The organism is Frankia sp. CcI49 (genome assembly GCF_001983215.1).
Taxonomy (GTDB): domain Bacteria; phylum Actinomycetota; class Actinomycetes; order Frankiales; family Frankiaceae; genus Parafrankia; species Parafrankia irregularis.
On the sequence record NZ_MOWP01000026.1, the window covers coordinates 316437 to 338599 of the forward strand.

Sequence of the window (22163 nt, forward strand, 5' to 3'; positions counted from 1 at the left end):
CACCACCCACCGAGAGGTACCGCATGGACCAGACCACCACCGACTCGGCGGACGAGACCGCCGGGYCGACCGACACCGCCACCCGCGTGCACCTGCTGGCCGTGCCGCACCACGTCACCCTGCGCGCCGAGCGCGTTCCCGACGCCTTCGGCCCCGGCCATCACTACGAGATCACCGGCCACTACCAGGAGGGCACGAAGGCGTTCGCCCCGCAGAGCGTCTCCGCCTCGGCGGCCGGCAGTGCGGACGAGGCACTGCGCGTGCAGCTCCGCCGCTTCCGCGAGCGGGGGTGGTGACGATGACCGACGGGCTCGACCCCTTCGTCGCGCAGTTCTGGGGCGAGAAGGTCGCCTGGCGCGCGAACRGAGATCGCACGGACAAGGGTCAGCAGGTCATCCGCTCAGGCGGGGAGCACTACGTGGTCGGCCCCGAGGGCGACCCGCTGCCGGGCTTCGGCGGTCACCCCTTCGCTTTCCGCCTCGACGAGGGCGACGAGCTGGTCCACACCACCAACCTCTGGCACCAGGGCGCCATCCCGGACGAGTACGCCGGCCGACTTCCGGACAACGCCGTGCGGTTGCAGCCGTGAGCGCCGAGGTCGACCGCGAGGCCCTGATCGCCCACCTGGCCCGCGCGCACCCGAACCTGCTGACCGGCTCCGGCGTGCCCCTGCCAGGCGGCGCGGAGCTGGACGCGGTGTCTGTCGAGACGCTGGTGGCCGTGCACGAGGCAAACCATCTGCCGCGCTGGCGCGAGCACCCCGACGACGACTGGCTGACCCGTGATTGGGGCAGGCCGTGAGCCCTGACGTCAAGGGCGGCCTGGCCGTCGAGAAGCGCGGGCGCGTCTGGCGCGTCCTCACCCCGGTCAGGATCAACGACCTGGGGCTGGATCACGGCCCGTTCCTGCGCAAGCGGGAGGCGCAGGCGTACCGCGAGGTCGTCCTGGATCGCGTGGGGGGCGACTTCGACCGAGAGGTCGGTCGGAAGCACGCCTCCTGGCTATTCGCGCTCAGCCGCACTCCGGCACTGGTCGAGGCCCGCCGCTCCCGCCACGGGAGGTCTTGCGAGGCCTGCGGGGCCCATGCCGACCACGGGGACGGCCCCTGCGGCCCGCGCGAGGGTGCCGGCCCCTTCATTCCGCCCGAGTTCCGCACCTGGGTCGGCTAACGCGACCCGCGCCCCACCGCCGCCGAAAGGACGTCATGGCCACCGAGACGTTCGCCCACCTGGGCTCCACCCACGCCCACCTGACCGACGAGCAGGTCTACACCACCCAGATTCCCGTGGTGCTCCGAACCGAGAACGACCCCCACGACACCTGGCTGTGCGTGGCCCGGCGCCGCCCGGATGACCCCCGCACCCCGGCCGCGGTCGGCATCACCGCGTCCCGACTGGTCGCCAACGGGCTCGCCGAGATGCTCGCCGGCTCGTTCGCCGAAATCGCAGTGATGCCCGTGTACCGACCGGCCGTCGACGTCGCGGCCGTCACCACCGAGAGGACCAGCCGATGACGACCGAACCGCTGACCTTCACCCTGGACCGGGGCCGCACCCTGCTGCTGACGCCGAACAGCGTGGTCCCGGCCCGCTCCCTGGCCGGCACCATCCGCGAGGTTCTGGCCAGCGCCGAGGACGGGCGCGGTCACGACTGCGGCCTCGTGGAGCGCACCCACCTGGGCAATGTGGTCCTGACCTGGCCCAACGGCAACCGGGCCCGGCTCTCCGTCGGTGAGAGCGAGCGCCTCAACGCCCTGTTCGACCCGCGGCGCGTCTCCGACCTGCCCTCGTGGGACGAGCTGCACGACCTGGACAAGGGCGCTGCCCTGCTGCACGTCTGGAAGCGGAAGTGGGAGGGCGGCGGCTATGCACGGGAGCACTACCCGGCCCGCTACCTGGTGCACCCGCGGCTGATCGGCCTGACGCCGGAGCTGGCCTGCCGGCACGCGATCACCGTGGCCGCGCACTGGAACTCGGCGGTGAACCAGCTTGGCATGGACGAGGTGGAGCGGCTCTACTTCGGCGCGCTGGTCGAGGAGGACCGGCGCCGTGGGGTCGTGCGCCAGACCTCACCCGCCTACCGTGCCGCGCTGGCGACGGCTGGCGGTGCGGCGTGATGTTCTCCCTCCGTCGTCGCGCCAGCCAGCCCCCGATGGTCACCGAGGCGTCCGCCGACTTGGCCCCGGTCACCGACGAGGAGGCCCTGGCCGGCACCCGGGCCGACACCTACGACGGCCCCGGTGGGTCCATGTACGCCTACATCTCCGTCCTCCTGGACTTCCGGGAGGGGCGCGGCTGCCCCTACGGCCTCATCCGGGTCGAGCCCGATGCGGACGAGAACGAGATCGACCCGGTGGACGACAGCGAGCTGTGGAACCTCGCTCGCACCCGGGCGGCGGCCCGCGGCGAGGGCCTGGGCGCCGTGGATGCGTGGCGCCGGATCCTCGCCACCGACCTGCGCGACCACCACTCGTGGCACGAGCCGGAGCTGTGCCCGATCGGCGACCCCGACCAGGCCAAGGAGATCTCATGACCCAGATCAGCGACCCGAGCGCGCCCGGCTTCTCCCCCGTGGGCTGGCTGGGCGCCTTCGCGGCGGAAGCCGACTATCAGCGGGCCCTCGACGAGTTCCGCGAGAACCAGTTCATCCCGGGCGAGATGGCCGAGTTCGAGGAGGACCTCGCCTGGGCTGCGCAGCAGGCCACCCCGCTGGGGGGCGACCCGCAGCGGGCGCTGGACCGGCTACTCGCCGAGCCGGACGTGATGATCGCCCGGAAGCGCTCGGAGACGGCGCAGTCCATCCGGGACTTCATGGACGCGCAGATCGACGAGCTGCTCGCCCGGGGCGACGATGAATGACCACCCGTTCCCGCCCGGCGCCCGGGTGTACCACTGGCGCGCGCAGCAGTACCCCGAAGCCATGCGCGGCACGGCCACTGTGCTCGGGGCCGAGCCCCACGGTGGCTCCTGGGAGTACGAGATCCAGCGCGACCGGCCCCTGTTCGAGGGCGGCTCGAACGGCCCCACCTGGTGGGCCAGTTACCACACCGCCCGCGCCGTCCGGGATTTCCCCGTCTTGCCGGAGGACCAGGCCGATGAGGAGCGGGCCGGGGAGTTCGCCGCCTCGGTGCGCGAGGGCGGGCTGACCTACCCCGAGGCAGTTGCCCGCTTCTACCCCGACTCCACGGAGGGCTGATCCATGGTTCACAACGCAGAATTCCGCAACGCGAAGATGGACCTGCTCGTCGAGCGGGACTCAGCATCCATCAATGAGCGCCTCACCGAGATTGAGTCCCGGAACCCGGTACTCGCTGACGAGCTTTACCGAGACCCCGAGGTCGTCGCCCACGAGCGCGGCCTGATGCAGAGGGAATCCCGCCGCGACGAACGCGCCAGTGTGGTCCTGAATTGGCTGACTGGGGGCGGTCCTCGGCCGGAGCGGGACGCCACGTCATGAGCAATGAGCAGACCTGCCCGGTTCCGGTTCACGTGCCCGGCCGTCTGGGCGGCCGAGTCTGCGGTCGCACCCTGAAGACCGACGAGCAGCGCGAGGCCGAGATGTGCGGCCCGCACCTAGCGGGCAAGCGGCGCTCCGACGCCTCCATGGATGCCTGGAGGGACCGAGAGGCCGCCCAGCGCGTCGAGAACGAGACCATGCGCGGCCTCGCCGGGCGGTTCCACGCACTGCTGCCCGACGACCTGCATGGCGACCTCTTCGCTTCTGGCAGCGAGATCTGCATGCGGCGCCCGGCGGCCGAGCGGCTGCTGGAACTGCTGGAGGCCCACGACCTGGCCGGGGGTGCGTGATGCCCGTCCTGTTCGGCGCTGATGAGGGGCTCGACTGGCCCCCATCCCCCGCTGCGGCCACTGCGCCACGGCCGCAGGAGCCCGGCTGGGACCACGAGGCTGACACCGCCTGGTCTCAGCAGATCCGTGAAATCCCCTGGGACGAGGAAGGACCCGAGTGATGGACCACGACCCGGACGAGGTCTGCACCTGCGAGCCCGGCGGCATCGACATCTGCGAGTACCGCATGATCGCGGACACCGTCATCGAGCGGCTCAACCCGCCGGACAGCGACGTAGCGGAAGTCGCCATTGTCCTCGAGTCCATCGCGCACCTCGCTGACTACGTGGAGAAGCTCCCCTGCACCTGCCCGCCCGACGCCGCTCCGCCCGAGCTCGGCGACCCATGCGATCGCTGCCGCGTGCTCGGCCGTCGACTTGACAAGCGGGAGGAGCGGTGAAGACCGACCGGTCCGCAACCTTCCCGACTCTCCTCGCCGTGCTCCTCGCCGCCCACGAGGTCGCCGACAACCTACTGGGCCAGACCGACGACCAGGCCGGCCGCAAGGACAAGCCAGGCGCCGAGGGCTGGTGTGCGAACCTGCGGCACGTCGCCGCCTATCACGCGGTGATGTCCGCCATGGTCGGGGCGACGGTGCGTGTGACTCGCGTGCCGGTGTCCGGCCGGGGCCTTCTTGTTGGATTCGTCGTCTCAGCGGCGAGCCACGGGTTCATCGACCGGCGATGGCCTATCCGGCGCCTCATGGCCGCCACCGGAAGTCCGGCTTTCGCTGAGATGACTATCACCACCAGCGTGCCCGGCATGCCGTGGAAGCCGGGCCTCAACCGCGCCGACCAGGCCGCGCACGCCGGGATGCTGTGGCTGGCTGCGCTGGTGGCCACGAGGCTCTCGCGCGTACGGACCGCGAGGGACCTCCGGTGACCCGGGACGCGACGCCGGCCACCCGGGCGACCATGGCTCGCGCCATCGGACTGCTCTGGGCCGAGAAAGAGGACGCCGCCTGGGACGCGCTGGACGCCCTGGACGACTTTCAGCTCGACGCCGTCCAGGCCCTTGCTGGGAATCTCGGCACCATCGCATCCGAAATCGTGGGGCGGCGCCATGGCTGACAGTGACCAGACCGATGCCTGAGTCCACGCCGCCGGGCACCGTCGCCCGCGACATCGAGATCTGGGGCGAGCCCGGGGCGGACCACTACGTCAGGCCGGGGACGCTCGGCACGCTCGGCCCACTGCGCTGGTGGCGAGTCCAGGGCACCGAGACAGCCAGCGGCTCCTCGTGCACGTTCCCGGTTGCCGACTCCGTCGAGGAGGCCCGCGCCCGGCTCACCGAGCTGCGCGCCGATCCGGCGAACGCCCGGTACGACACCTGGGAGATCGCCCTCATGGAATCGCTGGTCAGGACGTCGCTGGTATCGCTGGTCGAGGGCGGCGCTGATGCCTGACCTCAACGACGCGGAGACCCTCGCTGACCGGCTCCTGTCCATGAGCGAGGTGACCTTCGCCGAACTGGTGGCGGCCGACCGGCGGATGCAGTCCGATCACGACGCGCAGCGCGACCCGCACTTCGCCGCGCTGCGTCACGACCGGGTGCTGGACCGCTGGCTGGAGACGATCAATCAGACCCACGCGGAGATCACGAAGGCTCAGATCTTTCTGAGGGCACAGGAGAAGCGGGCCAGGGCGCACCGCGACGCTGACGGGGCGGACGTGGCGCGGCGCCAGCGCGGAAAGGCCCTGCGGGCGCTGGAGGGAACCAACCAGCAACGACGCGAGGCCAAGGCGCTCATCGGCGACCGCAATCGGCGGACAGACGAAGAGGCGGCGAGGCGACGCCGCGCCGCACGCGAGGAGCGGCACCGGCTGCACTGCGAGAGCGCGCAGGGCCGGGCCTACGAGACCGCTCTGCGGCAGCTTCGCGACGCCCACCCGGACGAGTTCGAGATGCTGCGCGCCGCGGCCGAGATCGAGGAGATGAACCAGTGCCTGGTCTGAATGACCGCCAGGGCCCGCCGCATGGCTACACCGTTTCCGACGAGGGCGAGGCCGGATGGGTGGCTCGCAACCCCGCCGGTGACGCGATCGCGGTCGGCTGGAAGAGTCCGGAGGCCGCTATCCGGCAGGCGTGGGAGGCGGCTGACGCGGTCGCCCGCGCCGAGCGGGGCCGGCAGCCCGGATGGTTCGCCCTCGCTGGAGACCGGATTCTCGGCGGCCCGTTCGACGCCCGCGACGAGGCCGACGCGTGTCTCGCGCGGTACGTGGACGACGGGACGCTCCGGGTCGCCTACGGCCGGCGTACCGAGGAGTGGACGTTCGTTTCGGCACCCGCCCCGGCCGAGGGCGGCGACCATGTCTCTGGTCCCGAGTGCCGCACCAACCACCACGAGGAGTCCTCCAGTGGCGCCTGAACCCTGCCTGTTCTGCGACATCATCGCCGGCCGCGCCCAGGCCAAGGGCCTGCGCCGCTACGCCGGCTCCGTCGCGTTCACACCGCTCAATCCGGCCACTCGCGGCCACACCCTCGTGGTTCCGGTCCGGCACCACGAGGGTGTCTGGGACGTCGACCGCTCGATCTGGCAGGGGCTGATGGGCGTGGTCCACCTGGTGTCCGGCAAGCTGCGCCAGGAGCTGCGGCCGGACGGGATCAACATCATCCAGTCCACCGGCGAGGCGGCCACGCAGACTGTTCCCCACCTGCACATCCACGTGGTCCCCCGCTACGCCGGGGACGCAATGGGCCCGATGTGGCCCGCGAAGGAGGTCAGCCATGCGAACCCCTGACCCGCAGTGGCCGGACGGCATCGACGCCGCCGAGGTTGCTGACATCGCCTCCGCGGTCGGGCTGATGCTCCCGCCGGACATCGCCGAGCACATCGCCAGCCAGGTCGCCGCAGCCGCCGACGAGTCAAGGACGGATTCGCACGAACCACCTGTTACCTGACCCGCACGGACCATGCCCACTGATCAGTCCTGGCCGGACCTGTTTGACGTGGGGCAACATTCGGACAACAACCTGTACTCGCGCTCGACAGGCCCCTGACCTGCGCGGATCGCCCCTTGTCACACAGAGGTACACATCGATGCCGGGGGGTTGAGGTGGGACAGGAACTGCGGCTCAACGGGGCGGCCCAGCGAGCGGGTGTGACGCCACGGACGATCATCGACTGGATCGCCAACAACGAGTTGGAGGCGACCTGGCATTACGGGACCGGCTGGCACATCGCCTCGACCGACCTGGACCGAGCCATCAGGGCGCACCGACCGTAGCGACTGCGAACCAACGAGACCCCCGCGCCACGTTGGCCGGGGGTCTCGTCGTCGAGGGGCCGCCCGCCGGTCGGGTAGGGCGCCGCGGGCATCCTTCCAGCGTCCCGCCTGGCACCGACAAAACCAGGCGCCAGCCGCGCGAACCCACCGGGGCGCCGAGGCCGCAAGTGACCGGAGGGCGAGCCACCTACCCGCCCTCCGGTCACTTGTCCCACCACCGACCGGCACGCTACAGAACGTGCACGATCGGTGCCAGAGAGGTAGGGGTGGAGCTACGGGAGCACCTGTGGCGACGGGAGCAACATGGCCGGAGTGGACGTACCGACGCTGGCGGATCACGAGGCCTTGGCCGGGCGCCTGGACGGCATCGAGAGGCGGCTGGCCGCGGTGGAGAGCGGCACTGGGCCAACCCAGCCGACGACGCCGGTCGCGGGCGCCTGGCTGGCCGGGGCCTACTTCGGCGACGGGTCCAACTACACCCAGGCCGGGCCGGACGCCTGGCGGGCGAAGTTCGGGTTCCGGCCCGGAATGTGGCTGGTCTACTCGGACCGCAAGAAGGACGCGGCCTCGATGTGGCGCGCAGCCCACCTGATCAACACCAGCACCTTCACGGACAAGAGCCTCGTGCTCGTACTTGCGCAGAGCTTCGGCCCCGAGCGGCAGAACGTCACCTCCGGGAAGAACGCGGTGACGGCGGACGAGGTCCTCTCCGGCCGATACGACGCCGACATCCGGGCGATGGGCCAGGCGATGGTGGCTCGGGAGGCCGCCGGGTTCGCGCCGATGATCGTGCCGCTGGGCTGGGAGTACAACGGCGACTGGTTCCACCACGGCGCGGCCGATGCCCGGAAGTTCCGGGAGGCCTGGCGCCGGGTGCGCATCATCGTGCGCGAGACCGGCAGCCGAGCGCGGTTCGCGCTGATCGCGAACAAGGGGTACTCGCAGAACCCGCCGAGTCACAGCCCGCTGGACGCCTACCCGGGCGACGACGTGGTGGACATCATCGGCGTGGACGCCTACGACCATTATGCGGTGGCCCGCACCGACGTCGAGCTCGCCCGCGAGCTGGACAAGGCCGGCGGGGCACGGTGGTGGGCCAACGTGGCCGCCGAGCACCGCAAGGGCTTCATGCTCCAGGAATGGGGGGTCAAGAACGCTCCGAGCGCCGCCGGCGACAAGGGCGGCGGTGACAGCGCGTTCTTCGTCCGCGGCATGCGCAGCTTCTTCGCCGAGTGCGCCGCGCGGACGGACCTCGATTTCGTCGGAGAGATGTACTTCTCCGAGGACGACCCGGCCAATGTGGGCTCGTCGCTGACCTCGAAGCGCAACCCGAAGGCCTCGGCGGAGTACGCGCGGCTTTGGGGTGTCGCGTAGGGCCACCGTCAGTCCTGCGTGACCGGCCGGGCAGTGCACGGCGACCCTGCGGCGGAACGAGAGGATATGCCCACGTATCGTGAGCGGATCAGCGCGCCCGCGTGGGCGTTCGATCCCTCACCCCGGGCAGGGTCCTCATGAGCAACCGTCGCCGCAGAAGCCTGATCATTCTCGTGCTGTCGGTCTACGTCGCCATTTCGGCCGCGGCCAACCTGGGCGCCTTCGGCGCTGTCGCCGCGAACGTGTCCATGGCCGTGGTCCTGGCTGCCTTGCTAGTCGCCTTCCTGTGGGTCGTGTCGTACTGGCGGCCCCGCGGGATGGCGCGGCGAGCCAGCGAGCGCGAGGGCTAACGCCCCTGGAGGTCGGCCACCACGTCGAGCTGGGACCAGGTGGCTGGGCCGCAGATGCCGTCGACGGTCAGGTCGAGCCCGTTGCCACGCCACCACTGCTGGAAGCGGCGGACCGCGTCCTCGGTGAAGTCGCCGTAAACCCCGTCACCGCCCAGCTTGGCGCCCATCCCCTCGTTGAGCGCGCTCTGGAGGGTGAGCACCGGCACGTCGGCATCGAGAACCGTGCCACCCTTCGCTCGCGCCGCGGCCACCCGGGCAGCGTCGTCCCGGGCGCCAGCGCGCAGCGTGGGAAGTCTGCGGAAGCGGTTGTCCGCGCGGGCCGGGTCCGGCACCGGGGCCAGCGACGGCTGGCCAAGCCGGGCACGCACCCGTGTCAGCAGCTCGTCGTACGGGAAGTTGAGCCCGGGGTCGGTGTGACCGGCGGCCACGCCGAACACTCGAGCGAGCTGGGCGTGATGGACGAACCCGGGCGCGTAGGCGGCCACCTCGCGGTCGGCCAGCATCCGCACCGGGATGTTGAACCGGCGCGCGGCGTACGCCGCGGCCTCGGCGGAGCGGTCCAGCATCGCCAGGCCATCCGGGCTGTGCCACTCCGCGGCGAACCGCGCGTACCCGGCCTGTTCGATGTGCCAGCCGCGCCGGTTGGAGTTGCGCTCCGCCCCGTAGCAGCCCGAGGCGTCCGGCACGTAGCGCACGATGCCGCCCGGGTCGACCCCGACGTGGGTGGAGGCGTACTGCTCGACGCCCTGGAAGTACCGGCCCACGCTGGCGGCGGTGCCGACGCGGAGCGGGGCCTCCATGCTGTGGAGCACAACCCAGATCACGGACTGGCCGGAGCGGGAGGGCTGCCAGCGGGCAGGCATGTAGGGCCATTCAGCCACGAGGACTCCCGGAGGGTCTCGACGGGGCGTGGGTTGGCAGCGCTCCGAAGACCTCGGGGCAGCCGGCGAGCCGGTAGGCGTTGGCGGACTCCCGGCCCAGCGCGGAGGTCACCGGCCCGACAGTGGGCGGCATCGACCCCGGCGAGCGCGGGACGGAGCGCACCAGGTCAGGCAGGGCTGCGACCTCCCGGTGGAACGCGCAGTCGGCCGTGGTCTTGGCGTCCAGGACGTCCTGCTGATCGCGCAGGTCCCCTATCGCGCCAAGGAGCAGCACCAGCGCGGCGACGGCGCCGGCCGTGGCCAGGGCGGCGGAGCCTGTGGCGACCAGGGCCAGGCGGCGCAGGACGGCGAGTCGGCCCTGCTGGACGTTGTTGGTGAGGGTGAGGGTGGCACGCACCCCCACCAGTTGGCGGCTCAGGTCATTGACGGACTCGACCAGGGGCCTTGGCTGCTCATGGGGCGGTGAGGCCATCGCCGCTTCCCTCCTTGGTGCGGCCGGGCGGGGCCACCCGCTCGATCTCGACCCGTACGGCGTCCACGGCGGACTGGACCTGGATCAGCAGGGCGTCCAGGCGCGCCAGGCTGGCCGCGGTGGTGGCGGAGATGCGTTCCGGCTCGTCGCTCACGGCGATCTCCTGGCCAGCGTCGCGGCAGCGTCGGACAGAGCTCGGTTGGCCTCGGCCAGCGTCCGCGCGTACTCCTCCATCACCTTGGTGTTGAGGGTGCGCAGCTCTGCGGCGGTCTCGTCCGCGCGGCGGACCTCACGGGCGTACACGGTGCGCGCGAACGTCACGAGCCCGKCCGCCAGCGCCCCGGTCACCCCGAGTTGGGTCACGGTGCCCACGCCCACGCCGTCCCCACCGCCGGTAGTCAGGGCGAACAGCAGCGGAGAGGTACCCAGCCCACCGGACATCGTGTAGGCCACCAGGTCGGCCGCGCGCACCGGCTATCCATCCGACCGGTCGCTGCGGTCCAGCGAGACGTCGCGGGGCGGGATGGGCAGGATCTCGCGGACCTCACGCGCCTCGGCGCTGGCTCGCTCGCTTCGCAGCAGGGCCAGCACAGTGCCGATCGCCGCGGTGGCAATGCCGACCGCGGTGGCCACCGAGTTCAGGTCACCGTCCCGCACGAGCACAACCACCGCGAGAGCGACCGCCCCCGTGAACACCACCGCAGCCACGGCCGCCTGCGCCCGTCCCGACATGGCGAGCCCCCTACCTTCGGCACCTGTCCGTACTCATAGCATTACACTGCACTGTCATCCGCCGCGAGGGAAGTAGGCAGAGACATGGCGAGAGCTGATAGCGGTCCGCAGGCACCCGAAACGGGGCTGAGTGCGGGCGCGGACGGCTCACCCCGATGGATCGCCTACGTGCCGCTGGGTGAGGTGCGTGAGGCCGAGCGCAACGCCAAGGCCCACGACCTCGACCACATCAAGGCCCTGATCACGCGGTTCGGGTTCGCTGGCTCCGCAGTGCACGACGGCCGCACCGGGCGGATCATCGCCGGCCATGGGCGGCTGGAGTCCCTGCGCGCGATGGAGGCCGAAGGCCAAGACCCCCCGGACGGCATCGTGCGCGGGGAGGACGGCACCTGGCGGATGCCGGTGGAGCACGGCTGGTCGTCCCGCTCGGATGCCGAGGCCGAGGCGCTCGGCGTCGCGCTGAACGAGGCGACCACGCGCGGCGGGTGGGACGAGCCTGCGCTCACCGGACTGCTGGCCGATCTCGACTCCGCGGACGCCGAACTGCGCCGGCTCGCCGGATGGGACGACACCCACTTCGACGCGCTCGTGGCGTTGTGCGCTGTTCCTGGGCCATCCGGGGCCGGGATGGATGGGGGTGAATCCCCTGCGATCTCCGGGGACGAGGCGGACCAGGCCGTTCTCGACGAGACCGACCGCGCGGCCTGGCCGGTCATTCGCGCGCAGGTCTCCCACGAGCTGTATGCACGTTGGCGCTCGGTGGACGGTGCGGACGACGCGGCTCGCGTCGGGGTGCTGCTGGACCTGGCCGGGACGTGAGCGTGTCCGTCAACCTGCTGTTGTCGTACGCGCTCAACGCCAGCGTCGACCTCGCTGCCGTTCGGACGAACCTCGTGTGCGGTCAGATGATGATCGACTCAGGCGCCTTCACTGCTCACAGCAGCGGTCGTCCGATTGAACTGGGGGCGTATGCGTGGTACCTGGAGCGGTGGCGCGGCCACTGGGACCACGCAATCACCCTCGACGTCATCGGCGACCCCGCGGCCACCCGGGCCAACACCCGTAAGCTGCACGACCGCGGACTTCCGGTTATGCCGGTGTTCACTCGCGGCGACTCTCTCGCCGAGTTCGACGCAATGGTGCGCGAGGTCGGTTACGTCTGTGTCGGAGGGCTGGTCGGCATGCCCGGCGAGGCACAGGCGGCGCGGGTCGGGATGCTCCAGCGTCGAGCCGAACGTCTCGGCGGAGGCATCCACGCCCTCGGTGTTGGGGCGCTGAGCGTCCTGCGTAGGGCTCGGCCATACTCCGCGGACGCTTCCAATATCTCAGTGCAGTTCCGCTATGGCGGGATTGCCTACTTCGACGGACGCGACGTACGCCAAGTGACCGTAGCCGACCATGCGGCGATACTTCGCGCCCATCGGCACCTCATGGAACACGAGATCGACCTAGCCCCGCTGGTCCGAGCCGGGCGCCTCCCCAGCAAGGCCGGCGGGCGCCAGGACCTGATGAAGGCGATGAGTCTCTCCTATGCCGCCGCCGACGAGGCCTTGCGCCAATGGATCCCTGTCCCTCCACCTGTCCGGTTCACGAACAGCGGACCGCACCTGTTCAGCTCGGTGTCGGGTAACGACTACGAGGGCGCAAGCGCCGCCGACGCTCACCTGCACGGGCGACGTCCCGTCGGCGCCGGACTGGGTGCCCTGCCGCTTCTCGGACAGGACCCCGCCCGCGTCGCTCCCTGGAACCCACCGATCTGGCGGCGCTGGGGAAGTCGCCACGTCTGCCGCCGAAGGGGCCTCACCGATGCCGCGTGACCTTGTCCTGCTGTCCGGGGGGCTGGACTCCTCCACCCTGCTCGCCGAGCGGGCGAAGGAGAACACCGCGCGACTGGCGCTGTCGGTGAACTACGGCCAGCGCCATGCCCGAGAGCTGCGCGCCGCGGCCGACGTCGCCGCGCACTACCGGGTACCCCACCTCCTACTCGACCTGACTGGTTGGGGATCGCTGCTCGCCGGCTCCGCGCTGACCGACGAGGCGGTGGACGTTCCGCACGGGCACTACGCCGCGGAGTCGATGCGGGCGACGGTCGTGCCGAACCGCAACGCCACTCTGCTGATGGCCGCGGCCGGCGTCGCGCTGGCGCACGGGTGCGACCGAGTGCTGACGGCCGTCCACGCCGGGGACCATCCGATCTACCCGGACTGCCGGCCCGAGTTCATCGCCGCGGCGAGCGAGGCCGCGCAGCGGGGCACCGACAGTACGGTCGCCGTCGAGGCACCGTACGTGCACACCTCCAAGGCTGACATCGCCCGGATCGCCGGCTTGGTCGGGCTTCCCGTCGCGCTGACCTGGTCCTGCTACGAGGGCGGCGAGCGGCACTGTGGCCGGTGCGGAACCTGCGTCGAGCGCGCCGAGGCTCTCCACCTCGCGGGGGTGCCTGACCCGACCAGCTACGTGGACCCGGATTTCTGGCGCGCCGCCGCCTCCTCGAAGGACTGACCATGTACGAGATCAGCAAGGACTTCCCCTGGTCGGCCTCCCACGTAGTGGATGGGCTACCGGAGGGGCACCAGTGCGCCCGACTGCATGGCCACAACTACGTCGCGCGGGTGATCATGTCCGCCGAGAAGCTGGACACGGTCGGATTCGTCGTGGACTACGGCGCGCTGGCCCCGGTGAAGCGCTGGATCGACGGAGTGCTGGACCACAGGCACCTCAACGACGAGCTGGAGTTCAACCCGACCGCGGAGAACCTCGCCCGGTTCCTGGCCGACCTGGTGCCCCGGCTGGTGGAGATCCCCGAAGGGGTCTCCGTGTCGGTGGCGGTGTCCGAGACGCCCAAGACCTGGGCGACCTGGCGGGAGACCTCGTGACGGCCCTGGTGCGGGCCGGCGGGGCCACCCTGCCGGTGTCAGAGGTCTTCGGCCCAACCCTGCAAGGAGAGGGGCCGCACGCGGGCCGACTGGCCACGTTCATCCGCCTCGGCGGATGCGATCTTTCGTGCGCCTGGTGTGACACCGCGTACACGTGGGACGGGTCGCGCTATGACCTGCGGGTGGAACTCACCCCCACCTCACCCGAGGCGCTGGCGGCGCAGGCGGGCACGCCGATTGTAGTGATCACCGGTGGGGAGCCACTGCTGCACCAGGACTCCCCCGCGTGGGCTCGGCTGCTGGACCTGCTGCGCGACCGCGGCCACACCATCCACGTGGAGACCAACGGCACCCGCGGCCCCAACGAGGTCAGCCTGGCCTCCGTGACCGCCTGGATGGTCTCCCCCAAGCTGCCCAGCGCCGGCCCGCACCGCGGCCACCAGGACCCCGCCCTGCATCCGGACTGGCCAGCGCTGGCCTGGGAGGGCACCGGGGTGCACCTGAAGGTGGTGTGCGCGGACGCGGACGAGGTGGCCCAGGCCGCCGCGCTGGCCTCCCGCACGCGCTGGCCCAGCGTGCGGGTGTGGGTGATGCCGCGCGGGACCACTCGGGCGGAGCTGGAGGCGGCCTGGCCCGTGGTGGCGCAGGCGGCCACCGAGCACGGCCTCAACGCCACCCACCGGCTGCACGTACTGGCCTGGGGCGACGAGAGGGGCCGGTAGTGGACCTGGACAAGGCCGCAACGGCGGTGGCCGGGCTGCTGGACGCCCTCGGGGTGCAGGTGGACGACCACACTCGGGACACCCCCGGACGGGTGGCTCGCGCGTGGGCGGAGCGGCTGTCCGGGTACGGCGAGGACCCGGCTCGGCACCTGGCCATCACCTTCACTGGCCCGCCGTCCGGCGACCTGGTGGTGGTGTCCGGCATCCGCGTGACCACCACCTGCGCCCACCATCTGTTGCCCATCAACGGCACCGCCACCGTGGCCTACCGGCCCGGAGAGCAGGGGCGTGTGGTGGGGCTGTCCAAGCTCGCGCGGGTGGTGGAGGACTACGCGCGCCGGCTCCAGGTGCAGGAGACCCTCACCTACCAGGTGGCCGCCGCGGTGGCCGGCGCGCTGGACCCGGTGGGGGCCGGATGCGTGATCACCGCGCACCACGGGTGCATGGCGGTGCGCGGCATCCGACAGCCTGCCGCGCTCACCATGACCGCCTCCTGGCAGGGTCGCTGGACTCCACAGAGCACGGACGCGCGCACGGTGCTGGACGAACACCGGGGCTCGGCGCGAGCCGGCGGGCTGATCGGCGGGGGTGGCTGATGGCCCGGCCCAGCGCGCTCACCCCGGAGGTCCAGGCCCGGATCTGCGACGCCATCGGCATCGGGGCCTACCAGGTGGAGGCCGCGCGCTTCGCCGGGGTCGCGGAGAACACGCTGCTGGGCTGGCTGCGCGCCGGCCGCCGGGACACCGCGGAGGGCCAGGAGGACACCCCGCACGCCCGGTTCGTGGCCGAGTTCGAGCAGGCCGAGGCCAAGGCCGTGATCCGGGCGCTGACCGTGGTGCAGCGCGCGGCGGCCGAGGGTGACTGGCGCGCGGCGATGGGCTGGCTGTCCCGCCGGCACACCCAGCGGTGGGGGGAGCGCGGGCAGGTGGACGTGCAGGTCACCCGTGTGGACCCGGCGGACATCGAGCTGGCCGCGTTGATCAGGGAGGCCAAGGCGCGGAGCGCCGTCGAGGAGGAGGCGCTGCGCCAAGTCGCCCAGGAAGGGAGCGCCGATGGGTGAGCGGGACACCGAGCTGGACGAGCGGCCGGGCCGGGCCGTGATCACTCTCGACGAGGCCACGATCGCCCAGCTCCTGACCCTGCCCGCCGGCATGCGGGTGGCCGGGGTGTCGGCCGACTTCATGCGGATGGCGCTGCTGGTGCTGGTGGAGAGCCCGGACCTGCCACGGGTCGACCCGGGCTGCTACCCGCCCGAGCTCGGCGGCCGGGCCGCGACCGAGTACCTCTTCCTCCCGGAGGCGCCGGACCTCCAGGGTGAGCAGTCTCTCGCCGACGGCATGGTCCGGTTCGTCCCGGACCCTGACTCCGGCGGGCCCAGCCGGACCGGCCTGTGGGTGCGTTGGTCGTGGCGCATGGGATGGCAGGCCTCCCCCGCGCCAGCGCCGTACCGGTGCGGTCTCGGCTGGTGCGAGCAGCCGGCGACCCTGGCATTCGTGGCGGGGGTACGCCGCGGCGCCTACGAGTCGGACGCCCACCGGGGCGCGCTGCTGCTGTGCGAGCGGCACGCCGACGCCACGCCGCGGCAGTGGGCAGACGAGGACCGCCGGGGCGCCGAGAGCGGGGAGGGGTAGTCCGTGCCGTACCGGATCTCCAAGCGCGGCGGCAAGCACCGGGTGGTGAAGAAGGGCACCGGCGAGACCGCCGGCAAGAAGGCCGACCACTCCTCCCGTGCTGCCGCGGTGAAGCAGCTCGTCGCGATCAAGAAGAGCAAGGGGAAGGGGAAGGCGCGCTGACATCGGTGCTGGAGCGCCCGCGGGTGGTCGACCCATACAGCCCGCAGGCGGACGCGGAGACGTTCGACCTGAGCGGGTGGCTGGCGGGCTTCGACGAGCGGCTGCTGGCCAGTCCGGAGGGGCGACGCACGCTCACACGTCTCTCGCCCCTTCTCTTCGCGCTGCTGTACTGCCCGCACCACCTACGCGGGGACGAGACCGGCGGGGAGATCACCTTCGCGGACTTCCACCTCGCGCTGTTCCGGCACGCGCGCACGTGGGCGCTGCCGCCGTCCAGCCCGGCGGAGCACCGGGACGTCTGGGTGGCCCCGCGTAACGCGGGCAAGACCACGTGGCTGTTCCTGATCCTGCCGCTGTGGGCCGCCGCGCACGGGTGGGTGCGGTTCATCGCCGCGTTCGCCGATGCCGGGGTGCAGGCCGAGCAGCACCTGGACACCTTCCGCCGGGAGCTGGAGACCAACACGCTGCTGCGGCAGGACTACCCGGACCTGTGCGCTCCGGCCACGCGGCCCCGAGGCACCACCGTGGCCGACACCCAGCACATGATCCAGCAGCGCGGCGGCTTCGTGTTCGCCGCGCGAGGCATCGACGCCGGCGTGCTCGGCATGAAGGTGGGCGCGCTGCGGCCGGACCTGCTGGTGCTGGACGACGTCGAGCCCCACGAGGGCACGTACAGCGCATACCAGGCCAGCAAACGCCTGGTCGCGATCGTGGACGCGATCCTGCCGCTCAACACCTTCGCGCGAGTGGTCGTGGTGGGCACGGTGGTGATGGCCGGCTCGATCATCCACCAGCTCGTGCGGACCATCACCGAGCCCGAGGTGGAGCTGGACGAACGGCTCGCGGCCGAGCGGTTCGCGGTGCACCACTTCCGACCGATCGTGGACCRGGGAGACGGCACGCGGCGCTCCTGCTGGCCGGGCAAGTGGTCGCTTTCCTACCTGGAGTCGATCGAGCACACCCGCTCGTACGCCAAGAACTTTGCCAACCAGCCCGTGAGCCTGGACGGGGACTACTGGGGGCCGGGCGACATCGTCTACGCGGACCCGCCGCTGGTGCGGGCGCTTCTGTCCATCGACCCGGCCACCACATCCAAGACCGCCTCGCACCCCTACGGCCTGGCGGTGGTGGGACTGGCCCGGCCGGCACCGAATGTCCGCCGGTGCGTGGTGCGCTACGCCGCCTCGCTGCGTCTCTCCCCTGCGGACCTGCGCACCACCGTGCTGGGCGTGCTCGCGCGGCACCCGGAAGTGGGCGCGGTGCTGATCGAGACCAACCAGGGCGGCGAGGCGTGGCTGGAGATCCTGCACGACCTGCCGGTGCGGGTGATCACCGTGCACCAGTCCGAGCCGAAGGACTTCCGCGCGGCCCGCGCCCTGAACCACTACCAGCGCCGGTGTGCGGACGGCCTGCCCGAGGTGGTGCACGCCCGGCGGCTGCCCGCGGCGGAGAYGGAGATGCTCGCCTACCCCCGCGGCCTGACCGACGACGTCGTCGATGCCACCGGGACCGGAGTCTGGTTCTTCCTTGATCGAAAGAAGCCGAGCGGGCCGTCCGGCTCGGCCAGCACCTACGCCTGAGAGGAGAGCTCGTGAGCCCATCGATGCCGGCTGCGGCCATCGAGGACGCACTGACCGCGGACCTGGCCGCGCAGGCCGAGCAGAACCCGGACGCCGCCCCGTACGCGGAGGGCGGCGTACTCACCCACTGGGTGGCGGTCTCCGCGTGGACGCGGGTGGACGGCGTGGGGCCGCTGGCCATGGTGCAGATCCACTGCCGCGACGAGCAGATGCCACTGTGGCAGCTCCGCGGCCTGCTGCACGAGGCACTGCGGGTGTGCACCGAGCAGGAGGAGGACAAGGTATGACGACCGAGAGCGCCGCCCTCCCCCGGCGGTTCCTGCTGGTGCGCTACCAGGACATCTCCGGGGTGTCCGGCACCGGAGAAGTAGCCCAGGGAGCGTGCTGGGATGACGGGGTGGCCGCGCTGCACTGGCACGGTGAGCACCGCTCCACCGGGATCTACACCAGCATGGAGCAGGTGGAGGCCATCCACGGTCACGGCGGGGCCACCCGCGTGGTGTGGCTGGATGCACCCTGCCCGGACGGCGTGGCCCCGGTGGCTCCCCCGGTCACGCCGGAGGGCGAGTGCTCCTGCGACCGGGATCAGCTCGGCTGGCACGTCATCTCTGGCATGGACTTTCTGGACTTGCTGCGCCGTTGCTCGGGCGGGGAGAACGCGGACGCGGTGTACGCGGAGGTCTACGCCAACGCGGAACGCGAATACCCGGACGGCGGCACCGATGGCGACTGAGGGCGTGCCCGGCTTCGAGGGCACGGTCGGCCCGGGGCCCGGCGCGTACGGGCGCCCGCACGTCTACGCCCGGGACGTCACCAGCGGTGCCGGCAACTGCGTGTGCGGGGCTGACCTGGGCTCACCCCGGCACACCGAGGCCGCGCCGGGGGTTCCGGTGCCGGACTGGGCACGCCGCGGCGCCCGGACGGAGTACGCCGCCCAGCCCAGCGCGGACCGGCCGGCGCACGGAGCCGGGTGGGACTCGTGAGGGCGCCGTGTCCGACCTGACCGCGGCGGTGTGCGCGATCCGGGAGGCCCGGCCCGGTTACGAGGAGGCGATGGCCTATTACCGGGGTCAGGTGGACGAGGTGTTCGCCTCGCCGGCCATTCGCAAAAAGCTCCAGGCCACCGGCGCCCACTACAAGATCAACCTTGCCTGCCGTCCGGTGGACGCCGTACTGGAGCGGCTTCGCCTGCTGGGCCTGACCTCCCCGGACAAGGCGGCGGCCGACTGGCTGGCCGCGCAGTGGCGTCGCAACCGGATGCGGGCGGAGGTGGCCGACGCGCACCGGGACGCAGAGGTGTACGGCGACGCCTACCTGCTGGTGTGGCCCGGGGAGAAGGACGGGGACGTGGACGTGTTCCACAACTCCCCGCTGACCACCCGGGCGTTCTATGACGAGGAGGACCCGCGCAAGGTCCGCTACGCCGCGAAGCTGTGGCTGCCCGCCTCGGGCCGGCTGCGCTCCACGCTCTACTACACGGACCGAGTGGAGCGGTGGGTACTGGTGGAGCAGCCGAAGCAGCGCGGCGAGGTGGACACGGACTGGGAGCCCTTCGGGGACGAGGACGAGCATGAGGTGGGGCACGAGCTCGGCGAGGTGCCGGTGTTCCACCTGCGCACCGCCCGGCCGTACGGGGTGCCGGAGCACGCCAACGCCTTTGGTCCACAGAACGCGATCACCAAGCTGGTGGCGACCCTGATGTCTTCGATCGACTTCCAGGGCTTCCCGCAGCGGTACGCGGTGGCCGGCGGCGGCGCGGATGACCCGGGTGGCTTCGACGAGGAGGACGAGGCGCTCGCCCCGACGGCAGAGCGTTCCACCCTGCGTGCCGGGCCCGGGGAGCTGTGGTGGCTGCGCAACGTGGACAAGGTGGGCGAGTTCCAGGCGGCGAACGTCGCAGCCTTCCTGGACCCGGCCACGGCGATGGTGCAGTGGATGGGGGCGACCACGGCCACGCCGGCGCATTTCTTCGAGATCAGCGGCGACGCGCCCAGTGGGGAGAGCCTGCGCGCGGCCGAGGCCCCACTGGACAAGAAGGTGGAGGAGCGCCTCGCCACCTTCGGCGACGCGCACGAGGCGGCCTGGCGCTGCGCGGCCCGCGCGGCGGGCCTGGGCGAGGAGGTGGAGATCCGGCCGGCGTGGGCGCCGGTGCGCAGCATTGACGACCTGGAGGGCTGGAACGCAATCCAGGCCAAGATCGACGCCGGGGTTCCCACCCGGCAGGCCCTGCTGGAGTCCGGCTACTCCGCGGAGCAGGTGGAGGCCTGGGGCTACCACCGCGGCGACGAGATCAAGCCGAAGGTCGACCTGCTGGTCAAGCTCGGGCAGGCCGTGCAGTCCCTCGGGGCCGGGGTGGCCCTCAACGTGATCAGCGCGGAGCAGGTGGAGCGCGCGGTAAGCGCCCTGATCGACGCCCCGGACGAGGACGCCAGTGCCTGACCAGGAGGCGCTGGACGCCGCGGCGCATGAGATGGGCAAGCTGGTGGACGCCACCACCGAGGCCGTCGCCGGTGAGCTGGCCGCGGGATTGGCTGGGTGGGCCACGGTGGCGGCCCGCGGGTGGCTGCGCGCGTTCGGCGCGCTGGAGGCCCCGGCCGGCCCCGGGGTGGTCGGGCTGCTGTCCTCGCTGCGTACCGCGCTGGCCGGAGCGTTCGCCGGTGCCGCCGATATCGCGACACGGGCACTGTCGGCCGCGTTGGTGCGTGCTCGCGCGCTCGGGGTGCGGCAGGCTCGTGAGCAGCTACCTCCAGGCGCTGATCCCCCCGTGCCGGCGCCTGGGGGTGCTACCCCCGGCGCGCGGGCCGCGCTGGCTCCCGTGGCCGCGATGGTGGGCGAGCAGCAGGTGGCCGCGCTGGCCCTGCTGCGGCCCGAGCTGGTGCGGGCCTCCGGGTACTCCGCGCTGGAAATGGCACTCGGGCAGGCCCGCCGCGCGGTCACCCGGCTGGAGACGCACACCGCCGTGGTGGTGGTCTCCGCGGTGGACGATGCCGTGGCCGAGGTCAGCCAGGCCGCCGGGATGCGCCGGGTGTGGGTGGCCGAGCGGGACGCCTGCCTGGCCTGCACGCGCCTGGCCGGAGTGGTGTGCGACGCGGACGGCACCTGGAGCAAGACCGCCACCTACGGCGACACCGCACCGAAGGTGGCGGGCGCCCTCAAGGGAGCACCTCGCCATCCCCGGTGCCGGTGCCACACCATCCCGTACGCGCCGGACCGGGACGCGGACTGGGCGGCGGCACTACGCCGGGAGGCGGTGCGCTCGGTGTTGCGCGGCTGGTCCCTGCCGAGCGAGTCAGGCGCCGCACGGGTGCGCGCGGCCGACAGGCTGCTGGCCACGATCTCCCCCGCCGGCGCCCCGGCCTCGGTGCGTCAGGTGGCTGCCCGCGCCGTACGCGAGGGCCACTTCCCGGGCCGGCAGGTCCCCGTAGCAACCCGCTGACCACCCGCCCGTTGGGCGCGACCGACATGAGAGGAGCACGCGATGGCAGACGAGGACGCCCGGCCCGAGCCGGAGGACGACGACACCGACGACGCCGGCGCTGAGGAGGGCAAGGTCGGCAGCAAGGAGGAGAGCAGGACCGACCCGAAGTCCGGCGGCGGGGACGACGACCGCGACGCGGACGCCGACGAGAACGCCAGCAAGGACGCGGACGACAACGGCGACGAGGACCGGCCGAGCGCGTCCGAACTGCGCACCCTGCGGGACTCCCTGGCCCGCACTCGGGAGGAGGCACGCCGCTACCGCACCGATCTGCGCAAGCTCAAGGAGCAGGTGGCCGCGGACAAGCGCAAGGGCGAGAGTGACCACGACAAGGCCCTGAGGGAGGCCCAGGAGGAGGCCGCGAAGGAGACCGAGGGGCGCTACAAGCCGATCATCGTCCGCTCCGCGGCCAAGGCCGCGTTCCACGACGCGAATGCCGCGCTGATCGACGAGAACGGCAAGCCGTCGGAGGGCAAGTTCGCGCGGCTGTACCGCCTGCTGGACCAGGACAGCATCGAGGTGGACGTGGACGGGGAGGTGACCGGCCTGGCTGACCAGGTGGAGGCGATCAAGGCCGACTACCCGGAGTTCTTCCCCAGGCCCAAGCCGGAGCCGGCGAAGCGACCGAAGGCCGACGCCGCAGACCGCAAGCCCGAGCCGGCCAAGGCCAAGACCTCGGCCGAGCGACTGGCCGCGCTGCTGGGCTGAGGGCGGCGGCCCGGTCGCTCAGGGTGCGGCCGGGCCGCCTCCGTTGGCGCTGGGGTCGACCGGCGGCGGACTCTGTGTGTTGATCGGAACTCGCGGCATGCGGCCGACGAACTTGCCGAGGACGAA

Annotated in this window: 43 protein-coding genes; 38 read left to right on the forward strand and 5 right to left on the reverse strand. The window is 72.0% G+C overall.

From position 1 onward, the window contains the following. The first annotated feature begins 23 nt into the window (after positions 1–23). From CcI49_RS23450 to CcI49_RS23545, 22 genes are all read left to right on the forward strand, one after another. Complete coding sequence (locus CcI49_RS23450; RefSeq protein ID WP_076829260.1) at positions 24–296, forward strand: hypothetical protein; 273 nt, start codon at positions 24–26, stop codon at positions 294–296. 2 nt (positions 297–298) lie between these two features. Next, positions 299–589 (forward strand): hypothetical protein, encoded by a 291-nt coding sequence (locus CcI49_RS23455; RefSeq protein ID WP_076829262.1) that lies wholly within the window; start codon positions 299–301, stop codon positions 587–589. After that, positions 586–801 carry a hypothetical protein gene (locus tag CcI49_RS23460; RefSeq protein WP_076829265.1) on the forward strand — a complete coding sequence of 72 codons (216 nt, stop codon included), beginning with the start codon at positions 586–588 and terminating at the stop codon, positions 799–801. The genes CcI49_RS23455 and CcI49_RS23460 overlap by 4 nt, the downstream gene beginning before the upstream one ends. Then, positions 798–1169 carry a hypothetical protein gene (locus tag CcI49_RS23465; RefSeq protein ID WP_131831161.1) on the forward strand — a complete coding sequence of 124 codons (372 nt, stop codon included), beginning with the start codon at positions 798–800 and terminating at the stop codon, positions 1167–1169. Before CcI49_RS23460 ends, CcI49_RS23465 begins: the two co-directional genes overlap by 4 nt. Positions 1170–1204: 35 nt before the next feature. After that, the gene (locus CcI49_RS23470; RefSeq protein WP_076829269.1) at positions 1205–1513 is read left to right on the forward strand and encodes a hypothetical protein; all 309 of its coding nucleotides are present in this window, start codon (positions 1205–1207) and stop codon (positions 1511–1513) included. Next, entirely contained in the window at positions 1510–2115 is a 606-nt protein-coding gene (locus CcI49_RS23475) for a hypothetical protein (RefSeq protein ID WP_076829272.1), read from the forward strand. The genes CcI49_RS23470 and CcI49_RS23475 overlap by 4 nt, the downstream gene beginning before the upstream one ends. Further along, positions 2115–2531, forward strand: a complete 417-nt coding sequence (locus tag CcI49_RS23480) for a hypothetical protein (protein ID WP_131831162.1) — start codon at positions 2115–2117, stop codon at positions 2529–2531. The genes CcI49_RS23475 and CcI49_RS23480 overlap by 1 nt, the downstream gene beginning before the upstream one ends. Continuing rightward, on the forward strand, positions 2528–2857 hold the full coding sequence (locus CcI49_RS23485; protein WP_076829276.1) for a hypothetical protein: 330 nt from the start codon (positions 2528–2530) through the stop codon (positions 2855–2857). Before CcI49_RS23480 ends, CcI49_RS23485 begins: the two co-directional genes overlap by 4 nt. Beyond that, complete coding sequence (locus CcI49_RS23490; protein ID WP_131831163.1) at positions 2850–3194, forward strand: hypothetical protein; 345 nt, start codon at positions 2850–2852, stop codon at positions 3192–3194. The genes CcI49_RS23485 and CcI49_RS23490 overlap by 8 nt, the downstream gene beginning before the upstream one ends. Positions 3195–3197: 3 nt before the next feature. After that, a complete protein-coding gene (locus CcI49_RS23495; protein WP_131831164.1) occupies positions 3198–3455 on the forward strand; it encodes a hypothetical protein in 258 nt (85 codons plus the stop codon). After that, on the forward strand, positions 3452–3805 hold the full coding sequence (locus CcI49_RS23500; RefSeq protein ID WP_131831165.1) for a hypothetical protein: 354 nt from the start codon (positions 3452–3454) through the stop codon (positions 3803–3805). Before CcI49_RS23495 ends, CcI49_RS23500 begins: the two co-directional genes overlap by 4 nt. Before the next feature lie 160 nt (positions 3806–3965). Continuing rightward, a complete protein-coding gene (locus tag CcI49_RS23505) occupies positions 3966–4244 on the forward strand; it encodes a hypothetical protein (protein WP_076829285.1) in 279 nt (92 codons plus the stop codon). Next, on the forward strand, positions 4241–4726 hold the full coding sequence (locus CcI49_RS23510; RefSeq protein WP_076829287.1) for a hypothetical protein: 486 nt from the start codon (positions 4241–4243) through the stop codon (positions 4724–4726). Before CcI49_RS23505 ends, CcI49_RS23510 begins: the two co-directional genes overlap by 4 nt. Continuing rightward, the gene (locus CcI49_RS23515; protein WP_054566014.1) at positions 4723–4914 is read left to right on the forward strand and encodes a hypothetical protein; all 192 of its coding nucleotides are present in this window, start codon (positions 4723–4725) and stop codon (positions 4912–4914) included. The genes CcI49_RS23510 and CcI49_RS23515 overlap by 4 nt, the downstream gene beginning before the upstream one ends. Before the next feature lie 14 nt (positions 4915–4928). Next, positions 4929–5249 carry a hypothetical protein gene (locus CcI49_RS23520; protein ID WP_076829289.1) on the forward strand — a complete coding sequence of 107 codons (321 nt, stop codon included), beginning with the start codon at positions 4929–4931 and terminating at the stop codon, positions 5247–5249. Beyond that, positions 5242–5799, forward strand: a complete 558-nt coding sequence (locus CcI49_RS23525; protein ID WP_076829292.1) for a hypothetical protein — start codon at positions 5242–5244, stop codon at positions 5797–5799. Before CcI49_RS23520 ends, CcI49_RS23525 begins: the two co-directional genes overlap by 8 nt. Beyond that, a complete protein-coding gene (locus tag CcI49_RS40750) occupies positions 5787–6212 on the forward strand; it encodes a hypothetical protein (protein WP_076829293.1) in 426 nt (141 codons plus the stop codon). Before CcI49_RS23525 ends, CcI49_RS40750 begins: the two co-directional genes overlap by 13 nt. Further along, positions 6202–6585, forward strand: a complete 384-nt coding sequence (locus CcI49_RS40755) for an HIT domain-containing protein (protein ID WP_158230800.1) — start codon at positions 6202–6204, stop codon at positions 6583–6585. The genes CcI49_RS40750 and CcI49_RS40755 overlap by 11 nt, the downstream gene beginning before the upstream one ends. Beyond that, positions 6572–6745, forward strand: coding sequence for a hypothetical protein (locus tag CcI49_RS42165; protein WP_158230801.1), 174 nt, complete (start codon positions 6572–6574; stop codon positions 6743–6745). The genes CcI49_RS40755 and CcI49_RS42165 overlap by 14 nt, the downstream gene beginning before the upstream one ends. A 155-nt stretch (positions 6746–6900) precedes the next feature. Further along, complete coding sequence (locus tag CcI49_RS40760; RefSeq protein ID WP_116437474.1) at positions 6901–7071, forward strand: helix-turn-helix domain-containing protein; 171 nt, start codon at positions 6901–6903, stop codon at positions 7069–7071. Positions 7072–7374: 303 nt separating this feature from the next. Then, the gene (locus CcI49_RS23540) at positions 7375–8445 is read left to right on the forward strand and encodes a glycosyl hydrolase (protein ID WP_116437475.1); all 1071 of its coding nucleotides are present in this window, start codon (positions 7375–7377) and stop codon (positions 8443–8445) included. Between the two features lie 101 nt (positions 8446–8546). Further along, complete coding sequence (locus CcI49_RS23545; RefSeq protein ID WP_054566006.1) at positions 8547–8795, forward strand: hypothetical protein; 249 nt, start codon at positions 8547–8549, stop codon at positions 8793–8795. On the opposite strand, the gene CcI49_RS23550 is transcribed toward CcI49_RS23545, so the two are convergent. The 5 genes from CcI49_RS23550 to CcI49_RS23565 are packed head-to-tail and all read right to left on the reverse strand — an operon-like array spanning position 8792 to position 10880. Further along, on the reverse strand, positions 8792–9676 hold the full coding sequence (locus CcI49_RS23550; protein ID WP_131831167.1) for a peptidoglycan-binding domain-containing protein: 885 nt from the start codon (positions 9674–9676) through the stop codon (positions 8792–8794). The two genes, CcI49_RS23545 and CcI49_RS23550, sit on opposite strands and share 4 nt — an antisense overlap. Beyond that, entirely contained in the window at positions 9669–10148 is a 480-nt protein-coding gene (locus CcI49_RS23555; RefSeq protein WP_131831168.1) for a hypothetical protein, read from the reverse strand. Before CcI49_RS23555 ends, CcI49_RS23550 begins: the two co-directional genes overlap by 8 nt. Further along, positions 10129–10302, reverse strand: a complete 174-nt coding sequence (locus tag CcI49_RS42170; protein WP_158230802.1) for a hypothetical protein — start codon at positions 10300–10302, stop codon at positions 10129–10131. The genes CcI49_RS23555 and CcI49_RS42170 overlap by 20 nt, the downstream gene beginning before the upstream one ends. Next, the gene (locus CcI49_RS23560) at positions 10299–10619 is read right to left on the reverse strand and encodes a hypothetical protein (RefSeq protein ID WP_076829307.1); all 321 of its coding nucleotides are present in this window, start codon (positions 10617–10619) and stop codon (positions 10299–10301) included. Before CcI49_RS23560 ends, CcI49_RS42170 begins: the two co-directional genes overlap by 4 nt. A gap of 3 nt (positions 10620–10622) precedes the next feature. After that, entirely contained in the window at positions 10623–10880 is a 258-nt protein-coding gene (locus CcI49_RS23565; RefSeq protein ID WP_076829309.1) for a hypothetical protein, read from the reverse strand. 84 nt (positions 10881–10964) lie between these two features. Between CcI49_RS23565 and CcI49_RS23570 the strand changes: the two genes are divergently transcribed. Genes CcI49_RS23570 through CcI49_RS23640 form a run of 16 tightly spaced genes read left to right on the forward strand, consistent with a single transcriptional unit; the run spans position 10965 to position 22037 of the window. Next, positions 10965–11699, forward strand: coding sequence for a hypothetical protein (locus CcI49_RS23570; RefSeq protein ID WP_131831169.1), 735 nt, complete (start codon positions 10965–10967; stop codon positions 11697–11699). A gap of 2 nt (positions 11700–11701) precedes the next feature. After that, complete coding sequence (locus tag CcI49_RS23575; RefSeq protein WP_076829314.1) at positions 11702–12697, forward strand: hypothetical protein; 996 nt, start codon at positions 11702–11704, stop codon at positions 12695–12697. Beyond that, a complete protein-coding gene (queC, locus tag CcI49_RS23580) occupies positions 12687–13382 on the forward strand; it encodes a 7-cyano-7-deazaguanine synthase QueC (RefSeq protein ID WP_076829316.1) in 696 nt (231 codons plus the stop codon). The genes CcI49_RS23575 and queC overlap by 11 nt, the downstream gene beginning before the upstream one ends. A gap of 2 nt (positions 13383–13384) precedes the next feature. After that, positions 13385–13756: a 6-carboxytetrahydropterin synthase gene (locus tag CcI49_RS23585; protein ID WP_076829319.1), complete on the forward strand. Its 372-nt coding sequence runs from the start codon at positions 13385–13387 to the stop codon at positions 13754–13756. Further along, complete coding sequence (locus CcI49_RS23590; RefSeq protein ID WP_241840204.1) at positions 13753–14478, forward strand: radical SAM protein; 726 nt, start codon at positions 13753–13755, stop codon at positions 14476–14478. The genes CcI49_RS23585 and CcI49_RS23590 overlap by 4 nt, the downstream gene beginning before the upstream one ends. Next, the gene (folE, locus tag CcI49_RS23595; RefSeq protein WP_076829322.1) at positions 14478–15074 is read left to right on the forward strand and encodes a GTP cyclohydrolase I; all 597 of its coding nucleotides are present in this window, start codon (positions 14478–14480) and stop codon (positions 15072–15074) included. The genes CcI49_RS23590 and folE overlap by 1 nt, the downstream gene beginning before the upstream one ends. Beyond that, the gene (locus tag CcI49_RS23600) at positions 15074–15538 is read left to right on the forward strand and encodes a hypothetical protein (RefSeq protein WP_076829324.1); all 465 of its coding nucleotides are present in this window, start codon (positions 15074–15076) and stop codon (positions 15536–15538) included. Before folE ends, CcI49_RS23600 begins: the two co-directional genes overlap by 1 nt. Continuing rightward, a complete protein-coding gene (locus CcI49_RS23605; RefSeq protein WP_076829326.1) occupies positions 15531–16109 on the forward strand; it encodes a hypothetical protein in 579 nt (192 codons plus the stop codon). The genes CcI49_RS23600 and CcI49_RS23605 overlap by 8 nt, the downstream gene beginning before the upstream one ends. 3 nt (positions 16110–16112) lie before the next feature. Then, positions 16113–16271, forward strand: a complete 159-nt coding sequence (locus tag CcI49_RS42175) for a hypothetical protein (protein WP_158230803.1) — start codon at positions 16113–16115, stop codon at positions 16269–16271. A gap of 23 nt (positions 16272–16294) precedes the next feature. Then, positions 16295–17851, forward strand: a complete 1557-nt coding sequence (locus tag CcI49_RS23610) for a hypothetical protein (protein ID WP_131831170.1) — start codon at positions 16295–16297, stop codon at positions 17849–17851. Positions 17852–17862: 11 nt separating this feature from the next. After that, positions 17863–18138, forward strand: a complete 276-nt coding sequence (locus tag CcI49_RS23615; RefSeq protein ID WP_131831171.1) for a hypothetical protein — start codon at positions 17863–17865, stop codon at positions 18136–18138. Then, on the forward strand, positions 18135–18584 hold the full coding sequence (locus CcI49_RS42655) for a hypothetical protein (RefSeq protein WP_076829335.1): 450 nt from the start codon (positions 18135–18137) through the stop codon (positions 18582–18584). The genes CcI49_RS23615 and CcI49_RS42655 overlap by 4 nt, the downstream gene beginning before the upstream one ends. Beyond that, positions 18574–18834, forward strand: coding sequence for a hypothetical protein (locus CcI49_RS23625; RefSeq protein WP_131831172.1), 261 nt, complete (start codon positions 18574–18576; stop codon positions 18832–18834). Before CcI49_RS42655 ends, CcI49_RS23625 begins: the two co-directional genes overlap by 11 nt. 7 nt (positions 18835–18841) lie before the next feature. Beyond that, a complete protein-coding gene (locus CcI49_RS23630; protein WP_076829343.1) occupies positions 18842–20290 on the forward strand; it encodes a phage portal protein in 1449 nt (482 codons plus the stop codon). Continuing rightward, complete coding sequence (locus tag CcI49_RS23635) at positions 20283–21287, forward strand: hypothetical protein (protein WP_054565989.1); 1005 nt, start codon at positions 20283–20285, stop codon at positions 21285–21287. Before CcI49_RS23630 ends, CcI49_RS23635 begins: the two co-directional genes overlap by 8 nt. Positions 21288–21329: 42 nt before the next feature. Then, complete coding sequence (locus CcI49_RS23640; RefSeq protein WP_076824156.1) at positions 21330–22037, forward strand: hypothetical protein; 708 nt, start codon at positions 21330–21332, stop codon at positions 22035–22037. Positions 22038–22163 lie beyond the last annotated feature (126 nt).